Origin of the sequence: Pseudoflavonifractor sp. SW1122, from assembly GCF_012027765.1 — a bacterium.
GTDB lineage: Bacteria > Bacillota > Clostridia > Oscillospirales > Oscillospiraceae > Enterenecus > Enterenecus faecium.
Window position 1 is genome coordinate 1 of sequence record NZ_SJOS01000030.1, and the last position, 24757, is coordinate 24757.

General features: G+C 62.3%; 19 protein-coding genes and 1 pseudogene. 10 read left to right on the forward strand and 10 right to left on the reverse strand.

Translation table 11 applies throughout. From position 1 onward, the window contains the following. The 5 genes and pseudogenes from E0L15_RS08090 to thiI form a co-directional block, all read left to right on the forward strand. Nucleotides 1-514 (forward strand): annotated as a pseudogene (locus E0L15_RS08090) (hydroxymethylbilane synthase); the annotation flags it as partial. After that, nucleotides 511-1995, forward strand: coding sequence for a uroporphyrinogen-III C-methyltransferase (gene cobA / locus E0L15_RS08095; RefSeq protein WP_168125196.1), 1485 nt, complete (start codon nucleotides 511-513; stop codon nucleotides 1993-1995). The pseudogene E0L15_RS08090 and the gene cobA, both read left to right, overlap by 4 nt. A 15-nt stretch (nucleotides 1996-2010) precedes the next feature. Next, nucleotides 2011-2994, forward strand: a complete 984-nt coding sequence (hemB, locus tag E0L15_RS08100; protein ID WP_168125197.1) for a porphobilinogen synthase — start codon at nucleotides 2011-2013, stop codon at nucleotides 2992-2994. After that, entirely contained in the window at nucleotides 2991-4283 is a 1293-nt protein-coding gene (hemL, locus tag E0L15_RS08105; RefSeq protein ID WP_168125198.1) for a glutamate-1-semialdehyde 2,1-aminomutase, read from the forward strand. The genes hemB and hemL overlap by 4 nt, the downstream gene beginning before the upstream one ends. Nucleotides 4284-4309: 26 nt before the next feature. Further along, nucleotides 4310-5482, forward strand: coding sequence for a tRNA uracil 4-sulfurtransferase ThiI (gene thiI / locus E0L15_RS08110; RefSeq protein WP_168125199.1), 1173 nt, complete (start codon nucleotides 4310-4312; stop codon nucleotides 5480-5482). A gap of 59 nt (nucleotides 5483-5541) precedes the next feature. Here thiI and E0L15_RS08115 read toward each other — a convergent pair whose 3' ends face one another. The 6 genes from E0L15_RS08115 to feoB all read right to left on the reverse strand — a co-directional run bounded on the left by E0L15_RS08115 (nucleotide 5542) and on the right by feoB (nucleotide 12445). Next, nucleotides 5542-6102, reverse strand: coding sequence for a metalloregulator ArsR/SmtB family transcription factor (locus E0L15_RS08115; protein WP_168125200.1), 561 nt, complete (start codon nucleotides 6100-6102; stop codon nucleotides 5542-5544). Continuing rightward, on the reverse strand, nucleotides 6099-6467 hold the full coding sequence (locus tag E0L15_RS08120) for a hypothetical protein (protein WP_168125201.1): 369 nt from the start codon (nucleotides 6465-6467) through the stop codon (nucleotides 6099-6101). The genes E0L15_RS08115 and E0L15_RS08120 overlap by 4 nt, the downstream gene beginning before the upstream one ends. Before the next feature lie 148 nt (nucleotides 6468-6615). Beyond that, nucleotides 6616-8709, reverse strand: coding sequence for a PTS transporter subunit IIABC (locus E0L15_RS08125; RefSeq protein WP_168125202.1), 2094 nt, complete (start codon nucleotides 8707-8709; stop codon nucleotides 6616-6618). Next, complete coding sequence (locus E0L15_RS08130; RefSeq protein ID WP_087233998.1) at nucleotides 8709-9605, reverse strand: PRD domain-containing protein; 897 nt, start codon at nucleotides 9603-9605, stop codon at nucleotides 8709-8711. The genes E0L15_RS08125 and E0L15_RS08130 overlap by 1 nt, the downstream gene beginning before the upstream one ends. A 274-nt stretch (nucleotides 9606-9879) precedes the next feature. Beyond that, nucleotides 9880-10017, reverse strand: coding sequence for a FeoB-associated Cys-rich membrane protein (locus tag E0L15_RS08135; RefSeq protein ID WP_143482377.1), 138 nt, complete (start codon nucleotides 10015-10017; stop codon nucleotides 9880-9882). A gap of 10 nt (nucleotides 10018-10027) precedes the next feature. Then, nucleotides 10028-12445 (reverse strand): ferrous iron transport protein B, encoded by a 2418-nt coding sequence (gene feoB, locus E0L15_RS08140; RefSeq protein WP_168125203.1) that lies wholly within the window; start codon nucleotides 12443-12445, stop codon nucleotides 10028-10030. A gap of 333 nt (nucleotides 12446-12778) precedes the next feature. Here feoB and E0L15_RS08145 point away from each other — a divergent pair, with 333 nt between their 5' ends. Together E0L15_RS08145 and E0L15_RS08150 are read left to right on the forward strand one after the other, a co-directional pair. Continuing rightward, nucleotides 12779-13075: a hypothetical protein gene (locus E0L15_RS08145; RefSeq protein ID WP_243155441.1), complete on the forward strand. Its 297-nt coding sequence runs from the start codon at nucleotides 12779-12781 to the stop codon at nucleotides 13073-13075. Nucleotides 13076-13077: 2 nt separating this feature from the next. Beyond that, a complete protein-coding gene (locus E0L15_RS08150) occupies nucleotides 13078-13275 on the forward strand; it encodes a helix-turn-helix transcriptional regulator (RefSeq protein ID WP_168125204.1) in 198 nt (65 codons plus the stop codon). A gap of 46 nt (nucleotides 13276-13321) precedes the next feature. Here the strand turns inward: E0L15_RS08150 and E0L15_RS08155 are convergent, their stop codons facing one another. The 4 genes from E0L15_RS08155 to ftsH all read right to left on the reverse strand — a co-directional run bounded on the left by E0L15_RS08155 (nucleotide 13322) and on the right by ftsH (nucleotide 18735). Further along, nucleotides 13322-15175 carry a heavy metal translocating P-type ATPase gene (locus E0L15_RS08155; RefSeq protein WP_168125205.1) on the reverse strand — a complete coding sequence of 618 codons (1854 nt, stop codon included), beginning with the start codon at nucleotides 15173-15175 and terminating at the stop codon, nucleotides 13322-13324. Nucleotides 15176-15189: 14 nt separating this feature from the next. Beyond that, nucleotides 15190-15408 (reverse strand): heavy metal-associated domain-containing protein, encoded by a 219-nt coding sequence (locus tag E0L15_RS08160; protein ID WP_168125206.1) that lies wholly within the window; start codon nucleotides 15406-15408, stop codon nucleotides 15190-15192. Then, on the reverse strand, nucleotides 15405-15782 hold the full coding sequence (locus E0L15_RS08165) for a metalloregulator ArsR/SmtB family transcription factor (RefSeq protein WP_168125207.1): 378 nt from the start codon (nucleotides 15780-15782) through the stop codon (nucleotides 15405-15407). Before E0L15_RS08165 ends, E0L15_RS08160 begins: the two co-directional genes overlap by 4 nt. A gap of 805 nt (nucleotides 15783-16587) precedes the next feature. Beyond that, entirely contained in the window at nucleotides 16588-18735 is a 2148-nt protein-coding gene (gene ftsH, locus E0L15_RS08170) for an ATP-dependent zinc metalloprotease FtsH (protein ID WP_168125208.1), read from the reverse strand. A gap of 302 nt (nucleotides 18736-19037) precedes the next feature. Between ftsH and rlmB the strand changes: the two genes are divergently transcribed. The 3 genes from rlmB to E0L15_RS08185 all read left to right on the forward strand — a co-directional run bounded on the left by rlmB (nucleotide 19038) and on the right by E0L15_RS08185 (nucleotide 24736). After that, nucleotides 19038-19802, forward strand: coding sequence for a 23S rRNA (guanosine(2251)-2'-O)-methyltransferase RlmB (gene rlmB, locus E0L15_RS08175; RefSeq protein WP_168125209.1), 765 nt, complete (start codon nucleotides 19038-19040; stop codon nucleotides 19800-19802). A 23-nt stretch (nucleotides 19803-19825) separates the two neighbouring features. Further along, nucleotides 19826-22234: a hypothetical protein gene (locus E0L15_RS08180; RefSeq protein WP_168125210.1), complete on the forward strand. Its 2409-nt coding sequence runs from the start codon at nucleotides 19826-19828 to the stop codon at nucleotides 22232-22234. A gap of 171 nt (nucleotides 22235-22405) precedes the next feature. Next, nucleotides 22406-24736 (forward strand): glycoside hydrolase family 3 N-terminal domain-containing protein, encoded by a 2331-nt coding sequence (locus tag E0L15_RS08185; protein WP_168125211.1) that lies wholly within the window; start codon nucleotides 22406-22408, stop codon nucleotides 24734-24736. Nucleotides 24737-24757: the final 21 nt, after the last annotated feature.

Genomic DNA, 24757 nt, shown 5'->3' on the forward strand with positions numbered 1-24757 from the left:
CGCCCCCCCCCGCCGCCCCCCCCTCCGGCCCCGCCAGCTGTTCCCCCACCACCAGGTGGCCCCGGTGCGGGGCAACGTGCAGACCCGCCTGGCCAAGCTGGACCGGGGCGAGTATTCCGCCCTGGTACTGGCCTGTGCCGGGCTGGACCGATTGGGGCTGGAAGACCGCATTTCTCGCCGCTTCCCGGTGGAGGAGATGCTCCCCGCCGCCGGACAGGGCATTTTGGCGGTGCAGAGCCGGGCGGATGTGGACACATCCTGCCTGTCCCTCTTCCACGACCCGGTGGCGGCGGTGTGTCTCACCGCCGAGCGGGCTTTTGTGGGTGCTCTGGATGGGGGATGTTCCTCCCCTGTGGCCGCCCACGCCACCGTGGACGGGGACACCGTCACCCTCACCGGGTTCTATGTGGACCATGAGGGCGAATCTTACATTGAAACCAGCTGTACCGCCTGTGCTGACGCCCGGGAGATGGGGGCGGAGCTGGCGGTGCGTATGAGGAGGGACCACCCATGATGGGACATGTGACTTTGGTGGGGGCAGGCCCCGGCGACCCCGGCCTGCTCACCTTAAAAGGGAAAAAAGCCATTGAACGTGCCGATGTGGTGGTGTTTGACCGCCTGGTGAGCCGGTCAATTCTGGCTCTCATCCCCCCCACCGCCAAGGCCATTGATGTGGGCAAGCGGGTGAATGTGCACCCGGTGCCCCAGGAGGAGATCAATCAGATTCTCTTGCGGGAGGCCCTGGGGGGCGCCAACGTGGTACGCCTCAAGGGCGGCGACCCCTTCCTCTTTGGCCGGGGCGGCGAGGAGCTGGAGCTGCTGGCCCAGCATCAGGTGCCCTTCCAGGTGGTGCCTGGGGTCACCTCCGCCCTGGCGGTGCCCGCCTACGGCGGCATTCCGGTGACCCACCGGGACTGCTGCTCCTCCCTGCACATTGTCACCGGACACCAGCGGGCGGGAAAAGCGCTGGACATCGACTTTGACGCCCTGGTGGCCACCCGTGGCACCCTGGTGTTCCTTATGGGTGTGTCCGCCCTGCCCCAGATTTGTGAAGGGCTTTTGAAGGCGGGCATGGACCCCAACACCCCCGCCGCCATCGTGGAGCGGGGCACCACCCCCGCCCAGCGGCGCATCAGCGCCACCCTGTCCACCCTGGCCCAGGCCGCCCAGGACCACCAGGTGGTGAGCCCCGCCATCAGTGTGGTGGGTGGGGTGTGCGCCCTGGCCGATTCCTTTGACTGGTTCGATGCTCTGCCCCTCAAGGGCCGCACCTTTGTGGTCACCCGCCCCGCCGCCCGGAAGGGCACCCTGGCCCAGGGCCTGCGGGAGCTGGGGGCCAAGGTCTGGGAGTACCCCTGCATTCATACCACTCCCATCACCCCCTGTCCTCCCCTCACCGCCGCTCTGGAGCGGCTGGAGGCCTACCAGTGGATTGCCTTCACCAGCCCCGTGGGGGTAGGGGTGTTTTTCGACGCCCTGAACGGGCAGGGCAAGGACAGCCGGGCTCTGGCTGGCGTGAAGCTGGCCGCCATCGGCCCCGGCACCGCCGCCGCTTTGAAGAAGTACGGCCTCACCGCCGATTATGTCCCGGCGGTGTACTCCGCCCAGGATTTGGGTCAGGGTATCCCCGCCACCGGGACGGTGCTGCTGCCCCGGGCGGAAGAGGGCTCTCCCCTGCTCACCCAGGCGCTCACCCAGCGCGGCATTCCCTATGAGGAACTTGCGGTGTACACCACTCACTATGATAACCCCCGCTCCCCGGAGCTGAGAGAGGCGCTGGAGGCGGGCGAGCTGTCCTACGTCACCTTCACCTCCGCCTCTACCGTGAAGGGCTTTGTGGCCTCGGTGGGGGAGGACGCCCCTCTGGGCAACATCACGGGTTTGTGCATCGGACACCAGACCGCCCAGGAGGCCCAGCGCCACGGTATCCCCGTGCTCATTGCGGAGGAAGCCACCATTCCCGGCCTGCTGCGGCTGGCCCAGACTTTGCAATAGAAGGAGGAATTCCAAATGGAACTCACTCATAGACCCCGCCGCCTGCGCACCTGTCCCGAGGTGCGCAGCCTGTGCCGGGAGACCCGGCTGTCCCCCGACAGCCTCATCTACCCCATTTTTGTGGATGAAACCCTCCAGGGCACCCGCCCCATCCCCTCCCTGCCTGGACAGTTCCACTACGGCCTGGACAGCGTGTGTCAGGCGGTGGAGGAGTGCCTGGCCCACGGCGTGACCAAGTGCATCCTCTTCGGCCTCCCCGCCCGCAAGGATGAGATCGGCTCCTCCGCCTGGGACGACAACGGGGTGGTGCAGCAGGCCATCCGCACCATCAAGGAAACGTACCCCCACTTCTATGTCATCGCCGACGTGTGTATGTGCGAGTACACCAGCCACGGACACTGTGGCATTCTCTGCGGGGAGCACGTGGACAACGACGCCACCCTCCCCCGGCTGGTGGACATTACTCTGTCCTATGCCCGGGCCGGGGTGGATATGGTGGCCCCCTCCGACATGATGGACGGCCGCATCGGGGCCATGCGCCGTGCCCTGGACGAGGCCGGGTTTGTCAACCTGCCCATCATGGCCTATTCCGCCAAGTACGCCTCCTCCTTCTACGGCCCCTTCCGGGATGCCGCCGGTTCCGCCCCCTCCTTTGGCGACCGGAAGGGCTACCAAATGGACCCCCACAACGCCCGGGAGGCTCTGCGGGAGTGTGCCCTGGACGTGGAAGAAGGGGCGGACATCCTCATGGTCAAGCCCGCCCTGAGCTACTTGGATGTGCTGTATCGGTGTAAGGAGGCCTTTAACCTGCCCATGTGTGCCTACTCCGTCTCCGGGGAGTACGCCATGATCAAGGCCGCCGCTGCCGCCGGATTGGTGGACGAATATAAGATGATGTGCGAGTCGGCCCTGTCCATCTACCGGGCGGGGGCGGACATGCTCATCACCTACTCCGCCAAGGAGTTGGCGGACGCCATGAAACGGGGGGACATCGGATGAATCTCCACTCTTCAGAAGAACTCTTTGCCGCCGCCTGCCAGGTGCTCCCCGGCGGCGTCAACAGCCCCGTGCGGGCCTACCGCTCCGTGGGGCTCACCCCCCGGTTTATTCAGAGAGCGGAGGGCAGCTATATCTATGATGTAGAGGGCCGCCGCTACATCGACTATGTATGTTCCTGGGGTCCCATGATTTTGGGCCACAACCACCCGGTCATCCGGGAGGCGGTGGAAAAAGCCGTGGTGGACGGCCTGAGCTTCGGCGCCCCCACCCCCCGGGAGGTGGAGATTGCCCAGCTGATGGTGGAGATGGTGCCCGGGCTGGAAATGGTGCGCATGGTGAACTCCGGCACCGAGGCGGTGATGTCCGCCCTGCGTCTGGCCCGTGGGGCCACCGGCCGGGACAAGCTCATCAAGTTTGAGGGCTGCTACCACGGCCACAGCGACTGCATGCTGGTCAACGCCGGGTCCTCCGCTCTGGCGGGCGGCCACCCCTCCTCCTCCGGCGTGCCCGTGGGGGCCGCCAAGGATACCCTCACCGCCCAATTTAACGACCTGTCCAGCGTCCAGGCCCTTCTGGAGGCAAACCGGGGCGAAGTGGCCGCCGTCATCGTAGAGCCGGTGGCTGCCAACATGGGCGTGGTAGGCCCCGCCCCCGGCTTCTTGCAGGGGCTGCGGGAGCTGTGCGACCAGCACGGCGCCCTGCTCATCTTCGACGAGGTGATCACCGGGTTTCGTCTGGCCCCCGGCGGCGCCCAGGAGTATTTTGGCGTGAAGGCCGACCTGGTCACCTACGGCAAGATCATCGGCGGCGGCATGCCCGTGGGCGCTTACGGCGGCAGCCGGGCCCTCATGGAGCACGTGGCCCCCTGCGGCCCTGTCTACCAGGCGGGCACCCTCAGCGGCAACCCCGTGGCCATGGCCGCAGGCCTTGCCCAGCTGCGCTATCTCCACGATCATCCCCAGGTGTACACCCACATCAACCACATGGGAGCCTCGCTGGCCCAGGACATGGGCAAGCTGTGTGAGACCTCCCCGGTGCCTGTGGCCATCAACCAGGTGGGCTCCCTCCTCTCCCCCTTCTTCACCCCCACCGAGGTGTCCACCTTTGTGGACGCCAAGGGCAGCGACGTGGGGATGTACGCCCGCTACTTTGGCGAGATGCTCCAGCGGGGCATCTACCTGGCCCCCGCCCAGTTCGAGGCCATGTTCCTCTCGGACGCCCACAGCGCCGAGGATTTGACCGCCACTTTGGAGGCCTTCCAGCAGACCCTGGAAGCCCTGTCTCACTAACATCACCACTCATTGGAGGTAACAATATGAAAGAAATTATCCTGCTCAAGCAGGGCGAAATGGTGCTCAAGGGCCTCAACCGCCGGGCCTTTGAGGAGAAGCTCATGGGCAACGCCAAGCGGCGGCTGAAAAAGTACGGCTCCTTCAAGGTGTACACCCGCCAGTCCACCACCTACATTGAGCCCCAGGACGAGTTCTGCGACTTTGAAGGGGCCTGGGAGGCCATGGGCAAACTGTTTGGCGTGGCGGGCCTGTGCCGGGCCCGGGCCTGTGCCAAGGACAAGGACGCCATTCTGGAGTGCGTCAAGGAGTATCTGGGCGACCAGCTGGCCATGGCCCGCTCCTTCAAGGTGGAGACCAAGCGGGCGGACAAGACCTTCCCCATGACCTCCATCCAGCTGTCCCAGTACGTGGGCGGCGAGCTCCACGACGCCTACCCCCACCTGATCGTCGACATGCACCACCCCCAGTTCACCGTCCACGTGGAGGTGCGGGACTTTGACGCCTTTGTCCACGCCAACCCCACCGAGGGTGCCGGCGGTCTGCCCATCGGCGTGGGTGGCCGTGCGTTGTCCCTGCTGTCCGGCGGCATCGACTCCCCCGTGGCCTCCTGGATGATCGCCAAGCGGGGCGTCATTGTGGACATGATCCACTTCTACTCCTACCCCTACACCTCCCCCGAGGCCAAGGAAAAGGTGCTGGACCTGGCCCGGCTGCTGGTGCCCTACACCGGCAAGACCTGCGTGCATGTGGTGCCGTTTACCAAGATTCAGGAGGAGCTGCGCCGCTCCTGCCCTGAGAACCTGTTCACCATCCTCATGCGCCGCTTCATGATGCGCATTGCCTGCCGGGTGGCGGAGAAAAACGGCATCCAGGCCCTGGTGACCGGTGAGTCCGTGGGCCAGGTGGCCAGCCAGACCCTGGAGGCCATGGCCTGCACCAACGCCGTGTGCACCGTGCCCGTGCTGCGCCCGGTGGTGGGCATGGATAAGGAGGAGATCGTGCGTATTTCCCGCAAGATCGGCACCTTTGAGACCTCCATCCTCCCCTATGAGGACTGCTGCACCGTGTTCACCCCCAAGCATCCCCGCACCAAGCCGAAGGTGGAGGAGCTGGTGGAGGCCGAGCAGAACCTGGACATTGACGCCCTGGTGGAAGAAGCCGTGGCGGGCATTGAGCGGGTGCTGCTGGATTTCTAATCCATACAAAAAGGCCCAGAAACGTGAGAGATACCCTCACGTTTCTGGGCCTTTTTCAATTACTCCCTGTCTTGGGTCCGCCAATAGCCCTGAGTGTCCCGCTCCAGCAGCCCCTCCCCCACCAGGTCCCGGCGGAGGGTACACACGTCGTCATGATATCGGGCCAGAATGGCGTTTACCTCCGGCTCGGGGTAGATATGATGGGGCTCAAACTGCTGAGCCAACGCCTGGAGCACAATGCGCTTCTTTTTGCGCTGGGCGGGAATGGTTTTCAGCCGTCCGTCCTGGAAAAAGGAGTCCAGGACGTGCTGGCGGTACGCCTCGTCCCGCTGGGCCTGGAGATCCGCCTCCTCCGACTCCTCCTGCACAATGTCCAGGATGGTGGTGTCAAAAAGGGCCCGGTTCAAGGCATACATGGTGTAATACTGGCTCTTGTAGGAGGACACCGCCCCGGCCTGGGCCAGCTTTTTCAGGTGGAAGGACACCGTGGCGGCGGTGAGCCCCAGCCGCTGGGCCAGCCGCTCCACGTACATGTCCTCCACCGCCAGAGATTTCAGAATTTGCAGCCGGGACTTGTCCGCCAGGCACTTAAACAGGCCGATGGCCTCGGTCTCCGTCATGCCTTCGCCCCCCAGATGGCCCGGAAGGTGCAGCCCACGTCCTCCGCCGCCTCCAGCTTCAACCGCTCCAGGTGGGCGGCGATTTCATCCCCCCGGGCGGCTGCCTTCTCCCGGGCCTCCACCCAGTGGGCGGGAATCTCCTCCAGCTTTTTGAGGAAAAAGGCTTCCACCCCCTGGAGATCGTCGGGGTTTTGTTCCACAGCCACCTTGAGAATGGTGGAAAAAACACCGTACACATTGCCCTGGATAGCCTGGAAGTTGGCCTCGTCCCCCCGGTGGTCTGCCATGAGCTGGGCCCGGGCCTGGGCGCACTGGGCCACCTGCTCCTCCAGGTACTCCTTCATGCGGGATAGCTTCTGGTCCATGTTCCTGTCTCCTCTCTGATTGGGTTAATCTATTTATACACTTATCTAATTAGATTGTCAAGACTATTTAGATGTTTATCAAATTATCTTTCAAGACAACAGGAGCGCCGCAGCTGCGGCGCTCCTGTTCTGATATCTCTATGGGGTTTTAGTGCACGTCCAGCACGTCGGTGCCGTGCTCCACCTGGCCCTCTTGCACCAGCTGGCAGGTGTCGAAGTCGTCCACGTTGCCCACCACCACGGGGGTAATGGTGCGGTAGCCAGCGTCCTGGATGGCCTTGCGGTCCATGGTGCCGATGAGGTCACCGCAACGTACCTTGTCGCCCTGGCGAATGGTGAGCATGAAGGGCTTGCCCTGGAGCTGCACCGTGTCGATGCCCATGTGCACCAGCACTTCCAGTCCGCCGTCGGTCTGGATGGTGAAGGCGTGCTTGGTGTCAAAGACCATGGTCACTTCGCCGTCCACGGGGGAATACACCTTGTCGTCGTCGGGCTCCACGGCAAAGCCGTCGCCCACCATCTTCTCGGAGAACACGCCGTCCCCCACTTGGGACACGGGGATGACCTTACCAGTGAAGGGGCTGGCCACCATGCCGCCCTTCACAGCGGGAGCGGCCTCGTTTTTGGCCTCCACAGCGGCAGGCTCCTGGTAGTTGGCCAGGTAGCTCTCCACATTGGAGCGGATGACGGACACCCGGGGGCCGTACACGATCTGGACACCCTTACCGGCCACGATGACGCCGGAGGCTCCGGTGGCTTTCAGAACCGCCTGGTCCACCTTGGCGCCGTCCTTGACGGTGCAGCGCAGACGGGTGATGCAGCAGTCCACGTCGGAGATGTTGTCCTTGCCGCCCAGACCACGGACAATTTCCGCGCTGAGGGCGTCGTCACTGTTGCCGCCCTTGGCACCCTCTGCGCCCTTCTTCTGGGCGTCCACGTCCTGGCGGGTGTACAGCTTGATCTCACTGGCGTTCTCCTCCCGGCCGGGGGTCATGAAGTTAAACTTCTTGATCATGAAGGAGAACACCAGGAAGTAGAGCACGAAGTAGACCGCGCCCACGATGACCACCCAAATCCAGCTGGTCTTGGCGTTGCCCTGCATGATGCCGAAGAGGGTCAGGTCGATGAGGCCGCCGGAGAAGGTCATACCCACGCCCACGTTGAAGATGTGCATGAGCATGTAGGCAGCACCGGCGAACACACAGTGGACGATGTACATGGCAGGAGCCACAAAGAGGAAGGTGAACTCCAGAGGCTCGGTGATACCGGTGATCATGGAGGTGAGAGCGGCGGAGAGCAGCAGGCCGCCCACCACCTTGCGGTTTTCCGGCCGGGCGCAGCGGTACATGGCCAGAGCAGCGCCAGGCAGGCCGAAAATCATCAGGGGGAACTTACCGCTCATGAAGCGGGTAGCAGCCACGGAGAAGTGCTCAATGCCGGGGGTGGCCAGCTCGGCAAAGAAGATGTTCTGGGCGCCCTCCACCAGGTGTCCGGCCACGGTGGCGGTGCCGCCCACAGCGGTCTGCCAGAAGGGGATGTAGAACACGTGGTGCAGGCCGAAGGGGATGAGGGCACGCTCGATGAAGCCGTACAGCCAGGTACCGGCGTAGCCGCTGGCCAGCACAAAGCCGCCCAGGTGATTGATGCCGGTCTGGATGGTGGGCCAGATGTAGTACATGGCGATGCCCACCACCAGGTAGGTGGCAGAGGAGATGATGGGGACGAACCGGGTGCCGCTGAAGAAGGAGAGCACCTGGGGCAATTGAATCTTATAGAATCGGTTGTGCAGGGCTGCCACACCCAGGCCCACCATGATGCCGCCGAACACGCCCATTTGCAGGGAGTTCAGGCCCACCACGGTGGTGGTGGCGCCGGACAGGTCGGGGGCGCCGAAGGCGTTGATCATGGCCCCTATGGTGGCGTGCATCACGAAGAAGGCGATGGCTGCCGACAGGGCCGCCACTTCCTTCTCCTGCTTGGCCATGCCGATGGCCACGCCCATGGCGAAGATCAGAGGCAGGTTGTCAAAGACCACCGAGCCAGCGGCGTTGAGCACCTGCAAGATGGCGTAGATGAAGGTGCCGGGGCCCATGATGCCCATGAGGCCGTAGGTCTCCAGCATGGTGGTGTTGGTAAAGGACCCGCCGATGCCCAAAAACAGGCCCGCTACGGGCAGAATGGCGATGGGCAGCATAAAGGAGCGGCCCACCCGCTGCAATACGCCGAATACTTTGTCTTTCATCAGAAATTCTCCTCCTTTGCTTGTCCCATGGCCAGGGCCAAGCGTTGTAAATGAACGGTCAGAAAGGTGAGTTCCTCGCCGGGCAGATCCAGGTCAAAGACCCGTTTCAGCCGCTCCTTCACCCGCAAAGCGCAGGCGAAGGCCTGGGGATAGTGCTCTCGGATCATGCCCTGGAAGGTGGCGTCCTCCCGGGCCTGGGGCCTGGGCCGGGCCAACCGCTGGCCCAAAAATTTCAGGTGGGTGATGAGCCGCTCGTAGTCCAGCCCCTGCTGACAGGGGGCGGCCCCGTAGAACTCCGCCACCTCCGCCATGATCTCACGCACCAGCTCGGTGATGCGCACCATGTCCGACATGCGCCCGTCCAGTTGGGCATTGACGATGTGTAGGGCGATGAAGCCCGCCTCGTCCTCGGGCAGCTGCACCCCCAAGGCGCTCTCGATGATCTCCAGGGCCATCTGACCCACCTCGTACTCCTGGGCGTAGAAGGTTTTGATCTCCCACAGCAGCTGATTGGGGTAGTACACCCCGTTTTTGTGCCGCTGGAGGGCAAAGGAAATATGGTCGGTGAGGGTGATGTACACATTCCCCGACAGGTGCCGACCCAGCAGACGCTCGGCGCTCTCAATGATCTGGGTGCTCACCTCCAGGTACTCCGGAGGCAGCTCTACCATCAGCTGGGTCAGGCGCTGGGATTGGCTGTGGTCTTGCAGGGCGTACACCTTCTCCACCCGGGACGGGGCCACCACGTCCCCTGGGGCTTTTTTAAAGCCGATGCCGGGTCCACGCAGCACCACCTCGTGGCCGCTGCTGTCTTTGGCGCACACAAAATTGTTGCCGATGGCTCGAACAATGCGGTATGCGCCAGGCTTTTGGTTTTCCGGTGGAATGTTTTCCATGTGCTCACCTCCTCTGAGAAAAAATAAAAAGACCAAACCTACAGTGCCATATTGCCATATACGGATATGGTTTCCCACTGCATCGGTTTGATCTTGCCTGCTTGACCAGTCACAAGTCCCTTTGAAATTGTCTAGGGACAGGATAGCGCACTGACATGGGTTTGTCAAGAAAGAATCCTCGAATCCGCAGACTTTTGTCAGCCCACACAGATTCACAGGGTGCATTTTTGTGAAAAAACACGGGCGCGCCCCTATTGGGGTGCGCCCGTGTCCGCTATTTCTTGCCGCAGCGGGAACAGTCTCCCGAGCAGCCGCTGCACTGGCCACGGAGCTGGCGGCGGATGGTGCGCACGACGTACCACACCGCCCATACCGCCAGGGCCGCCACCAGGGCATAAATCACATATTTCATAGAAAACTCCTTAAAACAGCAGCATTCCCACCTGGAACACCACAAACGACACCAGCCAGGCCGCTGCCAGCTGCCATACGATGGAGCGAGCGGTCCACTTCAAGCTGCCCATCTCCCGCACCATGGTGGACACGGCCGCCACACAGGGCACATACAGCAGGATGAACACCAGGAAGGCGTAGGCGGCCACAGGGGTGTGGAAGGTGCCGGACAGAGCGGTGGCCACCGTGGCCCCAGCGTCCAGAGTGGACACGCCGTAGAGCAGGCACAGGGTGGACACCACCGCCTCCTTGGCCACCAAACCAGTGAGGATGGCCACAGCGGCCTGCCAGGTGCCAAAGCCCAGAGGCCCAAACACGGGGGCCAGCAGAGAGCCGATGGTACCCAGCATGGAACGGCTGGGCTCCTCCACCATCACCAGGCCGTGGGAGGTGACGCCGAAGCTCTGGAGGAACCACAGCACCACGCTCATGGCCAGAATCAGGGTGCCTGCCTTCACCAGGAAGCCCCGCACCCGCTCCCACACATGGGTCAGACAGTTGCGGACGGTGGGCAGGCGGTAGGGGGGCAGCTCCAGCACAAAGGCGGCGGGCTCGCCCCGGAACATGGTGTGGCGCAGGATGATGCCGGACACAATGGCGCACAGCAGGCCCAGTACATACAGAGAGAAGATGACCAGCCCCGCATGCTTGGGGAAGAAGGCGGCGGTCATCAGTCCGTACACCGGCAGACGGGCGGAACAGGACATGAAGGGCACCAGCATCATGGTCATGCGGCGGTCCTTCTCATTTTCCATGGTTCTCGCCCCCATGATGGCGGGGACGGTACAGCCAAAGCCCATGAGCATGGGGATGAACGCCTTGCCGGACAGGCCAAAGCGGCGCAGCACCCGGTCCATGATAAAGGCGGCCCGGGCCATGTACCCGGAGTCCTCCAGGAAGGAGAGGAACAGGAACAGCAGGGCGATCTGGGGCAAGAACACCAGTACGCCGCCCACGCCGGACAGCACGCCATCCACCAGCAGGGAGGACACCCAGGGAGCGGTGCCCGCCTGGTCCAAAAAGCCGCTGACCACCCCGGCCAGCCAGTCGTTGAAGAAGTAGTCCACCCCGTCGGCCAGAATCTGGCCGGGGCCGAAGATGATGCCGAACAGGGCCAGCATCATCACCAAAAACACGGGGACCGCCAGAAAGCGGTGGGTGACAATGGCGTCGATTTTATCCGAGAGGGTCATGGTGCCCAGGGGCTGGCCCCGCTGCACCCCCACCTTCACCACCCGCTGAATGAAGCGGTAGCGGGCATCGGCGATGAGGGTCTCCCGGTCACCCAGGGGGTAGGCCTGTTCATAGCTCTGGGCCACCCGGTCCACCTTCCAGCGGGTGGCCTCGTCCAGCCCTAATGCCTTCTCCACCAGTTCGTCCCCCTCAATGAGCTTGATGGAGGCCCAGTGGGCGGGGATGCCCACGGCGTAGGCCCGGTCGTGGATGAGGGCGTCCACTTGGTGGTGGATGTAGTGGGTAAAGTCGTCGTACAGGTCGTCCGGCTCCACGGTGAAGCCGGTGTGCATCTGGTGATGGGCCTCCTCCAGCAGCTTCTGGATGTTCTGGCCCGTGCGGGCGGTGATGGGGATGACGGGGACACCCAGGGCCCGGGAAATCCGCACCAGGTCCAGCTTATCCCCCCGCTTCTCCACCTCGTCCATGAAGTTCAGAGCGATAACCATGGGCCGCTCCAGCTCCAGAAGCTGGGCGGTGAGGTACAGGTTGCGCTCCAGATTGGTGGCGTCCACAATGTTGATGATGGCATCGGGGTGCTCTCCCACCACAAAGTCACGGGCCACGATCTCCTCCATGGAGTAGGGGGAGAGGGAGTAGATGCCCGGCAGGTCCACAATGGTCACGTCCCGGCCATCCACATGGGCCACGCCCTCCTTCTTCTCCACCGTCACACCAGGCCAGTTGCCCACATACTGGTTGGACCCGGTGAGGGCGTTGAAGAGGGTGGTTTTGCCGCAGTTGGGATTGCCCACCAGGGCGATTTTCATCTCCCGCACGTCGTGGTTGTCCTGTTTGCCGCCCCTGTGCTCCCGCTGATGGTGCTCGTGGGCCTGGGTCATCCGCCGCACCGTTTCCTGGTCGGGGGCGGTGTGCTCGGGTCGGGTGCCGTGGGGCTCCTCCCCAGGGGCACACAGGAGGATGTTGCAGGCGTCCTCCTTGCGCAACGACAGCTCATACCCCCGGAGATTGACCTCGATGGGGTCGCCAAAGGGGGCAACCTTCCGCACCGTCACCTTAGTGCCGGGGGTCAGCCCCATATCTACCAGCCGACGCTTCACCGGGCCCCGGGGGTTGTTGATGGCCCGGATGATGCCGGATTGCCCCGGCTCCAGCTGTTGTAAAGAGAGGTTCTGCTTCTCTTCTTGAACCATACTCGCTCACCTCGTCCTCTTATGCTAACTGCGGTATTGTACACCTTCTTACTGGGAATTGCAATGTGCGGAGTGTACGAAAAAGGGACCCAAAAGCCTCCCTTGTGTAAAGGGAGGTGGCCCGGCGTCAGCCGGGTCGGAGGGATTGTCCTCCACCTGGCAGAAGTCAACCCCTCAGTCAGCCTTTCGGCTGACAGCTCCCCTTACACAGGGGAGCCTCAGAAAGTCAGCTCAGAATGTCAAAAACTCTTGACATTCCATCATTCCTTTGCTATGATTAAAATGTCAAAAGTATTTTACACTTTATTATAATTTAGAAGGAGGACAGATACTATGAACATGCCATTGGGAGCCATCGTTTTTCTATCCGTCACTTTGTTGCTTTTTGCCTCGCTGGACATTTTTATGCTGGTATCCCTCTTGATACCGGGAGATGAGCGCAATCAAATCATTGTCTGGAAAGCCAGCTCGTTTACCCTTTTGGCCATGGTGGGGGCCAATCTTTTGGATGTAATTGAAAATTTTGTGCGGGCACAACCCATGTCCCAAAATCCATTTATCCAGCTGGAAGTCGCCGCTATTATCTATTTTGGTTCTCTCCTGTATTATCGCAAAAGGCTTGGTGGTTGACCGTGAAAAATATCATTCGGAGCAGGCGAAAAGAATTGGGCTTATCCCAAGAAGAATTAGCTAAAAAATGTGGTGTTTCCCGGCAAACCATCAACGCCATTGAAAACAACAAATACGATCCCACTCTATCCCTGGCCTTTCATCTGGCCAGGCAGTTACAGGTCACCGTAGACGAGCTTTTTACTCCAGATTGTCCATAAAAATCCCCGCTTACAGCGACAAAACGCTGCAAGCGGGTTATTTTTGTCAAGTAGACTTTTTGTGGTACAGCATCCGGCTGGCGTTCAAAATGGCAATCACCGCCACACCCACGTCGGCAAACACCGCCTCCCACATGGTGGCCACGCCGAAGGCGCCCATGGCCAGAAACAGCCCCTTCACCCCCAGGGCAAAGACGATGTTCTCAATGACGATGGCCCGGCACTTGCGGGCAATGGACATGGCCGTGAGCAGCTTGGCGGGGTCGTCGTCCATGAGCACCACGTCGGCGGCCTCGATGGCGGCATCCGAGCCCATGCCGCCCATGGCCACACCCACGTCCGCCCGGGACAGCACCGGGGCGTCGTTGACGCCGTCGCCCACGTAGGCCAGAGCGGTGCCCTCCGGCTTTTGCTCCAGCAGCTGTTCCAGCTGGTCCACCTTGTCCTGGGGCAGCAGCTGGGCGTGGACCTGGTCCAGCCCCAGCCGTTGGGCCATCTGCTCGCCCACCTCCCGGCTGTCCCCGGTGAGCATCACCGTGCGCACGCCCTGCTGCTTGAGCTGTGCGATGGTCTTAGCGGCATGGTCCTTCACCTGGTCGGCAATGAGGGCAAAGCCCAGATATCGGCCCTGAGCCGCCACATGCACCACCGTCCCGGCGGGGACGTCCTGGGCGGGGGTAAATCCATGCTGAGAGAGAAAGACCGCATTGCCCGCCAACACCTCCACCCCGTCTACCGTGGCGCAAACGCCTCGGCCGGGAATCTCCTCCACGTCGGTGACGGTGTGGTCCTTCACGTCTCCCTGCCAGGCACGGCGCAGAGACTGGGCAATGGGGTGGTTGGAATGGCTCTCCGCCAGAGCCGCCCACCGCAGCAGGGGCTCCTCTTCCTCGTCCCGGACCGGATACAGCCCGGAGAGGGCAAATTTGCCCTGGGTGAGGGTACCGGTCTTGTCAAAGACCACCGTGCGGGTCTTGGCCAGCAGCTCCAGATAGTTGCCGCCTTTCACCAGCACACCCTGACGGGAGGCCCCGCCAATACCGCCGAAGAAAGCCATGGGAATGGAGATGACCAGGGCGCAGGGGCAGGAGATGACCAGGAAGATGAGGGCGCGGCGCACCCACTCCCCCCAGTGTCCGGTGACCAGGCCGCCCACAATGGCCAGAGCCGCTGCGCCCAGCACCACCACCGGGGTATACCAGCGGGCAAAGCGGGTGATAAAGTGCTCCGCCTTGGCCTTTTTGGCGGCGGCGTTCTCCACCAGCTCCAAAATCCGGGCCACGGTGGACTGTCCAAAGGGACGGCTGACCTCAATGTGCAAAAGGCCTGTGAGGTTGACACAGCCGGAGCTCACCTCCTGGCCCTCCTCCACATCCCGGGGCATGGACTCGCCGGTGAGGGCGGCGGTGTCCAGGGAGGAGGAGCCCTCTACCACCACGCCGTCCAGGGCAATGCGCTCGCCGGGGCGTACCACCAGGGTCTCCCCCACCTGCACCTCGTCCGGGTCTACGGTGACTTCCTCTCCGCCCCGCAGCACATGGGCGCTGTCCGGGCGGATGTCCATGAGCTGGGCAATGGAGCGGCGGGACTTGTTCACCGCCAGGCTCTGGAACAGCTCGCCCACCTGGTAGAAGAGCATGACCCCCACCGCCTCGGCGTACTCACCCAGCACCAGAGCGCCTAGGGTGGCCACGCACATGAGGAAGTTTTCGTCAAAAATCTCGCCGTGGGCGATGTTACAAATGGCCTCCCACAGCACATCCCACCCCACCACAAAGTAGGGGATGAGGAAGATGGGCAGCCGCCACAGCCCCCACGCCTGGGGGGTGAGCACCGCCGCAATGAGCAATACACCCGCCACGAGGATGCGGGCCAAGGTCTGTTTATGCCGTCTGGTCATGGCTGTTCACATCCTCACTTGACGATACGGCAGTGGCGTTCCACCCGGGAGATGCACTTCTGGGCCTGACCCACGATCTCCTCAAAGCGCTCATCCTCCGCTTCCAGGGTCAGCTTCTGGGTCATAAAGCTGATGGAAGCACTGTGTACCCCGGGCAGTTTTCCAATGGCCTCTTCCATCTTTCGGGCGCAGTTGGCGCAGTCCAGCTCTTCCAGTTTGAATACCTTTTTCATACCATTACCCCCTGTTGTTCCATAATATGTTCCATGCCCTGGGCGATGATCTTGCGCACGTGGTCATCGGCCAGGGAGTAATACACCGTTTTTCCCTCCCGGCGGGGCTTAACCAGCCGTCCGCCCTTGAGGATGCGCAGCTGGTGGGATACCGCCGACTGGGTCAGCCCCAGCAACTGGGCCATGTGGCACACGCACAGCTCCGATTCAAAGAGGGCGTACAAAATCTTCATGCGGGTGGAGTCCCCAAAGAGTTTGAACAGCTCCGCCACGTCGTACAAACACTCGTCGGTGGGCATCATCTCCTCCACCTGCTCCATGTTGTGGCCGTGGCAGCAGGTTTCCTCCTCCAGTTTTTTTCTGTCCTGGTCCATGTCTGCTCCTCCTTTCAAACAATATATGAACATCTGCTCATATGTTAACATATTAAGATACGGGTGTCAATGGGGCTGGGGGGAAAAATACAACGGATGCAGAGTTAAACCTGCATCCGTTGTTTGTTCGTTCTATGGGTTCTCTATTCCAGCCCTCCGGCCTGGTGGGGACGCTCCGCTGGGCCCGATTTCTCCCCGATGAGAAATCGGGGAAAGAATCGCCAAAGGCGGGGCCTTCCCCCGCCTTGTGGAATCCACCCCGAGGTACTGGATGGAAAGTGCATCGTTCTCTTTTTGGCCCTGGACCGCTTCATGTCACATAGATGGCGTAGACATTCTGTAGGTCGTACCTGCTCCTCTGTAGATAGTACTTCTACCGCCAGGGCCTCACCCTGGTGAGCCGCTGTTCCCAGCTTTCGGGGGCCTGGCTTCCGGCGGCAAGAACGCCGCACACCGGGGTAAGGCCCTGGAAACAGAGGCACAGCCTCACAGAGAAGGAAATGCTTTCTATAGACTTGCCAGGCCATCTATGTGACCCCACCGGGGCCAGGGCCGACCATAGGATTGACGCAGTTCCAGCCCCGTACCCCAAGGGAGGTCCTTAGGGGGGAACGCCCTAAGCGGGTTTTGGTTTCTTTTGCCCGCTCAAAAGAAACCCCCAGCGGGTAGCGTCCCCACCAGGCTGGCAAGCCGGAACCTGGGCCATAGAGAAGGTCCAAGTTTCTTGGCTCAAGAGCGCCTTAAAGGAGCTCAGACACAAAAAAACGGATGCAGAATTGACTCTGCATCCGTTTTTGTCTGATAGTTATTCCTGAGGCTGATCGGGCTTCTCCCCGTCGGGGGTCTGGTCTCCGTCAGAGTTGGCCTCCGGCTCCTTGTCCTGCTCCGGCTCCTGGGAGGAGGCGGGGGGCATGGGCACCGGCTCGCTGACCATGTGGATGGCCCGGGCGGGGGGCTCGATGTTGCTGTCCAGGGTGACCTCTGCCAGAGCGGGGTCCCGGCCCTCGATGATGGCCACCATCTCGGCACCGGTGATGGTCTCCTTCTCCAACAGGTAGGCGGCGATCTTGTCCAGCAGCTCCCGGTTGTCCTTCAAAATCTGAATGGCCTCGCCGTGGCAGCGCTCGATGATGGCGCGCACCTCGTTGTCGATGCCGGCGGCGGTCTCCTGGCCGCAGGTCAGGCCCAACTGGCCGTCCAGGTACTGGTTGTGCACCGTGGCCAGGCCCATCATGCCGTACTTCTCGCTCATACCGAACATGGTCACCATCTTGCGGGCGATGTCAGTGGCCCGCTCGATGTCGTTGGCGGCACCGGAAGAGCGGGAGGCAAACACCACTTCCTCCGCCGAGCGGCCAGCCAACAGAGAGCGAATCTCGGCCAGCAGGTCCTCCTCCGTCATGAGGAACTTCTCCTCCTCCGGCAGGTGGAGGGTGTAACCCAAAGCGCCCTGAGTGTGGGGCACGATGGTGATCTTGGATACGGGCATGGCGTTGTTCTTCTGGAAATGCGCCACCAGGGCGTGGCCCACCTCGTGGTACGCCACCATCCGCTTCTCCTGCTCGGTGAGCACCGTGCCCTTCTTCTCGCTGCCTGCGATGACAAACTCGAAGGAGGAGAGCAGGTCCTGCTGGTTGACGGCCTTGCGGCCCTGGCGCACCGCCCGCAGGGCGGCCTCATTGACCAGGTTGGCCAGGTCGGCGCCCACGCATCCGGCGGTGGCCTGGGCAATCTTGTTCAAATCCACGTCCTCAGCCAGACGAATCTTCCGGGTGTGTACCTGGAGGGTGGCCAGACGTCCGGCCAGGTTGGGACGGTCGATGGTAATGCGTCGGTCGAAGCGGCCGGGACGCAGCAGCGCCTTATCCAGCACCTCGGGGCGGTTGGTGGCGCCCAGGACAATGATGCCCTTGCCGGGGTCGAAGCCGTCCAACTCCGCCAGCAGCTGGTTCAAGGTCTGCTCCCGCTCGTCGTTGCCGCCCATGCGGTTGTCACGGGACTTACCGATGGTGTCGATCTCGTCGATGAAGATGATACAGGGGGCCATCTTGTTGGCCTCTTTGAACAGGTCACGGACACGGGAAGCGCCCACGCCCACGAACATCTCCACAAAGTCAGAGCCGGAGATGGAGAAGAAGGGCACGTTGGCCTCTCCTGCCACTGCCTTGGCCAGCAGGGTCTTACCGGTACCGGGAGGGCCCACCAGCAGTGCGCCCTTGGGCAGCTTGGCGCCGATCTCAGTATAGCGCTGGGGATGGTGGAGGAAGTCGATGATCTCCTCCAGGCTCTCCTTGGCCTCGTCCTGGCCTGCCACGTCCCGGAAGGTGACGCCGGTGGATTTCTCCACGTACACCTTGGCGTTGGCCTTGCCCACGCCGCCCAGGCCGCCCAGACCGCCGCCGCCCATCTTCTTGAACATGTAGCGGTAGAGGAAGACCATGGCCACCACCAGAATCAGGGTGGGGAGCACATAGCTGACCACTGCCATAAGCATGGACTGCTCACTGGTGATCATCTCAGATTTGTACTTGACGCCATGCTCGCTCATCAGGGGGATAATCTCCTGGTCCTGCACCGGGGGCATGGCTGCCTGGAACTTCAATTTGTTTTTCTGGTTGCTGCCAAGCTGGTCCATCAGCAGGTTGCTGACGCTCAGGCTGGTGGAGCCAGAATTTTTGATTTTATCCTTGTACTCTTGCAGGGGGGCTGCGTCGTCCTTCAAGGTGAAGTAGTACCCGTAGTTGTCCATCTCCACCTCGGCCACATAGTCGCTGACCACCCACTCCCGGAAGGTGGAGTAGGGCACGGTGATGGTACTGGCCGAGCGCATGGATACCACGCAGCTGTTGAGCAGCACCACCAGTAAGATGGCCCACACCACGATGCCGATAAAGCCCAGGGATGGTCGCTTTCTGTTGTCATTTTGATTGTTGGGTCCATTGGGTCCCGCCATAGGGGTGTCCTCCTTAAAATCACACAAGCCGGGTAAGATTGCCCGGCGTTTTTCGCTTGAAACGGTTTCGTTTCACCATTTGCGAGAAGTATAACACATCTGAAAGGTAAAAACAAGAAATGTTCTTGGCCTGGGTGTAAACTTTCTATGACTTTGCCCGGATTCCCTGTTAGATTCTCCGTTTTCCCTCTTTTTCATCCGGCAAAACCGTGATATAATACTACGTCAACCATGAACAAATTTTTCTGCGATCTTCTGGATCGACTTCCATAATAGAGATCAGAACAAAGGAGCACGTTGCTATGCGCCAACAACACAGAGAGCAAAACAGTCCCGCCGACGGCATCATCGAGGGCCGTAACGCCGTTATTGAGGCCCTGCGGGCCGGCACCGCCGTGGATAAAGTCTATATCGCCAAGGGTGAGACCGATGCCACCCTGGGCCACATCGCCTCCACCGCCCGGGGTAAGGGCATTGTAGTGGTGGAAGCAGACCGCCGCAAGCTGGACGCCATGAGCGTCACCCACTCCCACCAGGGCGTCATCGCCGTGGCGGCGGTGCGGGAGTACGCCAGTGTGTCCGACATCCTCCAGTCCGCCCGGGACAAGGGGGAGGCCCCCCTGGTGGTGGTGTGCGACGAGCTCAGCGACCCCCACAACCTGGGCGCTGTCATCCGTACCGCCGAGGCCGCCGGAGCCCACGGGGTCATCATCCCCAAGCGCCGCTCCGCTGGTTTGACCGCCATCGTGGCCAAGACCTCCGCCGGGGCCGTCAGCTACCTGCCTGTGGCCCGGGTGGCCAACCTCACCGCCCTGCTCCGTGAGCTGAAAGAGGAGGGGCTGTGGGTGTTCGGCACCGCCGCCGACGGCTCCACCAGCCTCTATCAGGCGGATTTGAAGGGCCCCGCCGCCATTGTCATCGGCAGCGAGGGGGACGGCATGAGCCGTCTGGTGCGGGAGCAGTGTGACTTCCTGGTGTCCATCCCCATGCGGGGCCAGGTCAACTCCCTCAACGCCTCGGCCGCCGCCGCTGTGGTGTTGTACGAAGCCGTCCGCCAGCGTAGCTGAACCGCCGCAAAGGAGCACGCCCCATGTCTGAACGTTACGATCCCCAACAGCCCAACTACGCGTTGGATGATATTTTAGCCGAATTTAGCTCCACTTCCTCTGCCGCATCTGCTCCGCCCCCGGAGGAGCCGGAACTCGAAGAAGAGGAGGAGATTCTGGACGAGGAACAGGTAGAAGAGGCAGAAGAGGAGCCGGAAGAAGAGGCTCCCGCCCAGCCCCCGGTCCAGGACCCGGAGAAGGTAGAGGCCATTTTACAGCTGAAAATGCGGCTGGAGAGCCGCCCGGACTCCCACCACCCAGACAGCGAGGAGGGGGAGGACTCCTCCGCGCAAGAGGCCGAAGAGGGCAAGGGCAAGGCCAAAGTGGTCCCCTTCCCGGAAAAGAAGAAGAAACAGGGGGAGCAAGCCCCCCAGCAGCCCCCGGTGGACGGCCCTGAGCCCGTCCAGTTTGAAAAGAAGGCCCCCACCCAGGAGGAGGGACAGAGCCAGGACCAGGATGACCAGGAAGCCCCGCCCATGCCCATCATCCAGCCCGCCACCCTGCTGCGCCACCTGGGCGCCCGCCTGTCCACCCTGAGCCGTCGGGCCGACCACTTCGCCGACCACATGTACGACCAGGCCGAGCCGGACGCAGAGACCAAAAAGGTGGAGACCTATCTGCCCGGCGTGGACCAGGAGACCCCGGTGCCCACGCCCAAAAAGAAACAGGTACCCAAGCTGCCCAAGGTACTCAAAGCCCTCAGCAAACTCAAACGGCCCAAACCCGCCCGGGCCAAGGTCAAGCCTGTCCCCCCGGACACCAAGCCCTCCGAGCTGGCCGCCCGCTATCAAAAGGGGTTGAAGGCCCGGCGCAACCGGGTGATCATCTCCCTGGTGCTCAGCCTCCTGGCCATGGCCCTCTCGGTGGATATCCCGGTTTCCATCTCCATCTCCGTGCCCGGGGTGTCCCTGACCCAGCTGCGGGTGTGGATTTTGTGCGGTCTGCTGGCCATTGTGGGCATTTTGTGTATGGAAGTGCTGGTGGTGGGCATCGTCCGCCTGTGTAAGCTCCACCCCCGGGCCGAGTCCCTGGTGGCGCTGGCTTGGCTGTTCTCCCTCATCGATGGCCTCACCTTCTCGGTGTGGCCCCAGCGTGGGGAGAATCTGCCCTGCTGCGCCATCACCGCCCTGGGCCTGACCATGGCCATGTGGGGCCGCTACCTGCGCCAGCAGGGAGACCGGTTCTCCGCCAAGGCCGCCGCCCAGACCAGCGCCCCCTATGTGGTGTCCCTGGACGAGGCCAAATGGAATCACCGCCCCGCCTACTCCAAGTGGCCCGGCACCTCCCGGGGCTTCGGCTCCCAGCTGCAAATGGAGGACGGGGCCCAACAGGCCTACGCCATCGCTGCCCCCCTGCTCATTGTAGCCTGTCTGCTCTGCTCTCTGCTGGCCTCCGTGGGCCAGGGAGCCGGAGAGCGGTTTGTGTGGGCCGCTGCCGCCACCTTTACCGCAGCGTCCTCTTACTCTTCCTTGCTGGCCTTTGCCCTGCCCTACAAGAAGCTGGCCTCCCGCCTTTATAAGGTGGGAGCAGCCATCGCCGGGTGGGCGGGCGTACAGCGGTGCCGCCATGCGGGCATCGTCCTCACCGACGGAGACCTGTTCCCCCCCGGATGCATTCAGGTGTCCCAGTTTGAGCTGTTCGGCACCGCCAAGAAGGAAAAAACCGTGTCCTATGCCGCCACCCTGCTGAAGGTGGCCGACTGCGGCCTGACTCAGCCCTTCTACAAGCTGCTGCAATCCACCGGCGCTCTCTACCGGGAGGCCTCCGGAGTACGGTTCCACGAGGGCGGCATCACGGGCATCATCCACAACCACGACATCATCGTGGGCACCTCCGACTTCATGCACCTGGTGGACATTCCCCTGCCCCGGAGCATCCGGGTCAAGCACGCCATCTACTGTGCCGTAGACGGCAAGCTGGCGGCCATGTTCCCAGTGACCTACGCCATGCCCTCCACGGTGCGTCCCAGCCTGTCCACCCTCATCGGGCTGAAGGTGACCCCCATTCTGGCCACCAGGGACCCCAACCTCATCCCCGCCCTGCTCAGCTCCAAGTTCAAGCTGCCGGTGGATAAGATGGAGTTCCCCTCCACCGACCGCCGCCGAGAGCTGTCCGACGCCAACCAGCTCCACTCCACCCAGCCCGTGGCCCTGCTGTCCCGGGAGGGCGTGGGCGCCTTCTGCGACACCGTGCTGGGCTGCCGCCGTCTGCGCTGGGCCACCCGGTTGAGTCTGGTATTTGCCCTGGCCGGAGCCGTCCTGGGCGTTTTGCTCACCTGCTTTATCGCCTACACCGGCTCCTACGAGGCCCTGAGCCCCGTGAACTTCTTCATCTTTATGCTGGCCTGGCTGGTCCCGGAATTGCTCATTGCGGGATGGGTCAACCAATATTGAGCCCATTGATACCATATTTTACCCATACACCCCGGATGGGGCCCTTTGGCCCCAAGTCCGGGGTGTATTTTTTCGTATTTATTGCACAAATATAGTTTGACAAGAAACTCACTTTTGCATTATAATGTCAACGTAAAATTGGGAAACCCCGTTGAAAGGAGAGAAAATACTATGGACAAAAGAAAACTCTTGCAAAGAGTGGGTGCCTGTGCCTTAGCCGCGGCCATGTGCGTCCCATTCCTGGCCCCCACCCGGGCCAGCGCCGCCTCCTCCCGTGTGAAGGAGATCCTGAACAACATGACCCTGAAGCAAAAGGTGGAGCAGATGCTCATGCCCGACTTCCGGGACTGGTCCACCACCGGAGAGGGCACCGCCCCTGACTTCACCGAGATGAACGATCAGGTGGCCCAGGTGCTCCAGGACCACGACTTCGGCGGCGTCATCCTCTTCGCCGACAACGTGAAGACCACCGAGCAGAGCTTCAACCTGGTCCAGGACCTGCAGGCAGAGAACCTGAAGGGCAAGGAAAGCCCGGTACCCATGCTCATCGGCATCGACCAGGAGGGCGGCATTGTGTACCGTCTGGGCTCCGGCAGCGCTCTGCCCGGCAACATGGCCGTGGGCGCCACCGGCGACACCGAGTATGCCAAGCGGGCGGGCGCCATCATCGGCCGGGAGCTCAGCGCTCTGGGCATCAACACCAACTTCGCCCCCACCGTGGACGTGAACAACAACCCCAACAACCCGGTCATCGGCCTGCGTTCCTTCGGCGACGACCCCTACAAGGTGGCCGACTTCGCCGTGGCCATGATCGAGGGCATCAACGCCTCCAACGTCATCACCTCCGCCAAGCACTTCCCCGGCCACGGTGACACCGCCACCGACTCCCACTCCGGTCTGCCCGTGGTGGACAAGAGCTACGAGGAGATCAAGAAGATGGAGCTGGTGCCCTTCCAGGCCGCTATGGATGCGGGCACCGACATGTTCATGGTGGCCCACATCGCCTATCCCCAGATCGACCCCACCGTGGTCAACGACAGCTACATTCCCGCCACCGTGTCCAAGGTCTTTTTGACCGACATCGTCCGGGGTGACATGGGCTACGACGGGGTGCTCATCACCGACGCCATGAACATGAAGGGTCTGTCCGCCATGTTCCCCCAGTCGGAAGCCTGCATCCGCTCCATCCAGGCGGGCATGGACATCCTGCTCATGCCCTGCGTGCTGGACCGAGCCAGCAGCGTGGACAACCTGGACCAGATTATCGCCGACATCATGGCCGCTGTGGAGTCCGGTGAGATTCCCCAGGGCCGCATCGACGAGGCCGTCACCCGCATCCTGACCCTGAAGGAAAAGCGGGGCATTCTGGACTACGACCCCGCCGACTACTCCCTGGAGAAGGCTCTGGCCGCCGTGGGTTCCGAGGAGAACCGCCAGGAGGAGCGTGAAATCTCCGCCGCCGGTGTCACCGTGGTGAAGAACCAGGACAACACTCTGCCCATCCGCACCAAGGGAGGGGAGAAAGTGCTGCTCATCGGCGCCTACTCCAATGAGGCCCCGGGCCTGGAGCTGGGCTTCCGCCGCGCTCAGGCTGCCGGTCTGGTGGACGGCGTGGAGTATGAGTCCCTGATCTACAACAACGCCAACGAGGCCACCCAGGCCCAGATCAAGGACAAGATCGCCGAGAGCGACTACGTCATCGTCATCTCCGAGCTCAGTGGCTCCTCCATGAAGCCGGGCACCTGGAAGCGGGACATGCCCGAAATGATCGTGAACACCGCCCACGAGCTGGGCAAGAAGTCCGTGGTCATGAGCATCTCCCACCCCTATGACGTGCAGTTCTACGACAATGCCGACGCCATCATGGCCGTGTACGGCAACAAGGGCATGGACCCCACCGAGGGTCTGGTGCCTGACGCCGCCTTTGGTCCCAACGTCCCCGCCGGTGTGGAAGTGGCCTTCGGCATCTTCCCCGCCCAGGGCACTCTGCCTGTGAACATCATGGAGTATGACGAGGAGCAGGGCGCTTTCACCGACAACGTCTTTGCTCTCAACGGCCAGACCTATGCAAACGGCTACGGCCTGAGCTACAACGCTCTCTCTGTGGGCGACAAGGGCGAGATCACCGCTGTGCTGGGCAGCATCGCCGGCATGGATTCCTCCCTGTACACTCAGGAGTCCTGGACTGCACTCCAGGGCGTGGTGAAGGAGGCCTCCGACCTGCTGACCTACAGCGCCCTGACCACCGACGAGGTGGCCGCTATGGTCTCCAAGCTCAACGACGCCATTGCCGCTCTGGAAGAGGTGGTCACTCCCACTGTGGAGCCCACCGCTCAGCCCACCGCTCAGCCCACCGTGGAGCCCACCGCCAAGCCCTCTGAGAAGCCCGACGTGCCTCAGACTGGCGACTCCGCCCAGGTGCTGTGGTATGTGGCCGCTCTGGCCTCCGCTGTGGTGTGCCTGGGTGCCGCCACCGTGGCCTACAAGCGCAGCCGCCGCTAATCCCTAACAGACAAAAAAGTA

What these genes read in the sequence shown, in the direction of transcription:
- cobA (WP_168125196.1), top strand. Translation starts at nt 511, where the DNA reads ATGATGGGACATGTGACTTTGGTGGGGGCAGGCCCCGGCGACCCCGGC.
- hemB (WP_168125197.1), top strand. Translation starts at nt 2,011, where the DNA reads ATGGAACTCACTCATAGACCCCGCCGCCTGCGCACCTGTCCCGAGGTG.
- hemL (WP_168125198.1), top strand. Translation starts at nt 2,991, where the DNA reads ATGAATCTCCACTCTTCAGAAGAACTCTTTGCCGCCGCCTGCCAGGTG.
- thiI (WP_168125199.1), top strand. Translation starts at nt 4,310, where the DNA reads ATGAAAGAAATTATCCTGCTCAAGCAGGGCGAAATGGTGCTCAAGGGC.
- E0L15_RS08115 (WP_168125200.1), bottom strand. Translation starts at nt 6,102, where the DNA reads ATGACGGAGACCGAGGCCATCGGCCTGTTTAAGTGCCTGGCGGACAAG.
- E0L15_RS08120 (WP_168125201.1), bottom strand. Translation starts at nt 6,467, where the DNA reads ATGGACCAGAAGCTATCCCGCATGAAGGAGTACCTGGAGGAGCAGGTG.
- E0L15_RS08125 (WP_168125202.1), bottom strand. Translation starts at nt 8,709, where the DNA reads ATGAAAGACAAAGTATTCGGCGTATTGCAGCGGGTGGGCCGCTCCTTT.
- E0L15_RS08130 (WP_087233998.1), bottom strand. Translation starts at nt 9,605, where the DNA reads ATGGAAAACATTCCACCGGAAAACCAAAAGCCTGGCGCATACCGCATT.
- E0L15_RS08135 (WP_143482377.1), bottom strand. Translation starts at nt 10,017, where the DNA reads ATGAAATATGTGATTTATGCCCTGGTGGCGGCCCTGGCGGTATGGGCG.
- feoB (WP_168125203.1), bottom strand. Translation starts at nt 12,445, where the DNA reads ATGGTTCAAGAAGAGAAGCAGAACCTCTCTTTACAACAGCTGGAGCCG.
- E0L15_RS08145 (WP_243155441.1), top strand. Translation starts at nt 12,779, where the DNA reads ATGAACATGCCATTGGGAGCCATCGTTTTTCTATCCGTCACTTTGTTG.
- E0L15_RS08155 (WP_168125205.1), bottom strand. Translation starts at nt 15,175, where the DNA reads ATGACCAGACGGCATAAACAGACCTTGGCCCGCATCCTCGTGGCGGGT.
- E0L15_RS08160 (WP_168125206.1), bottom strand. Translation starts at nt 15,408, where the DNA reads ATGAAAAAGGTATTCAAACTGGAAGAGCTGGACTGCGCCAACTGCGCC.
- E0L15_RS08165 (WP_168125207.1), bottom strand. Translation starts at nt 15,782, where the DNA reads ATGGACCAGGACAGAAAAAAACTGGAGGAGGAAACCTGCTGCCACGGC.
- ftsH (WP_168125208.1), bottom strand. Translation starts at nt 18,735, where the DNA reads ATGGCGGGACCCAATGGACCCAACAATCAAAATGACAACAGAAAGCGA.
- rlmB (WP_168125209.1), top strand. Translation starts at nt 19,038, where the DNA reads ATGCGCCAACAACACAGAGAGCAAAACAGTCCCGCCGACGGCATCATC.
- E0L15_RS08180 (WP_168125210.1), top strand. Translation starts at nt 19,826, where the DNA reads ATGTCTGAACGTTACGATCCCCAACAGCCCAACTACGCGTTGGATGAT.
- E0L15_RS08185 (WP_168125211.1), top strand. Translation starts at nt 22,406, where the DNA reads ATGGACAAAAGAAAACTCTTGCAAAGAGTGGGTGCCTGTGCCTTAGCC.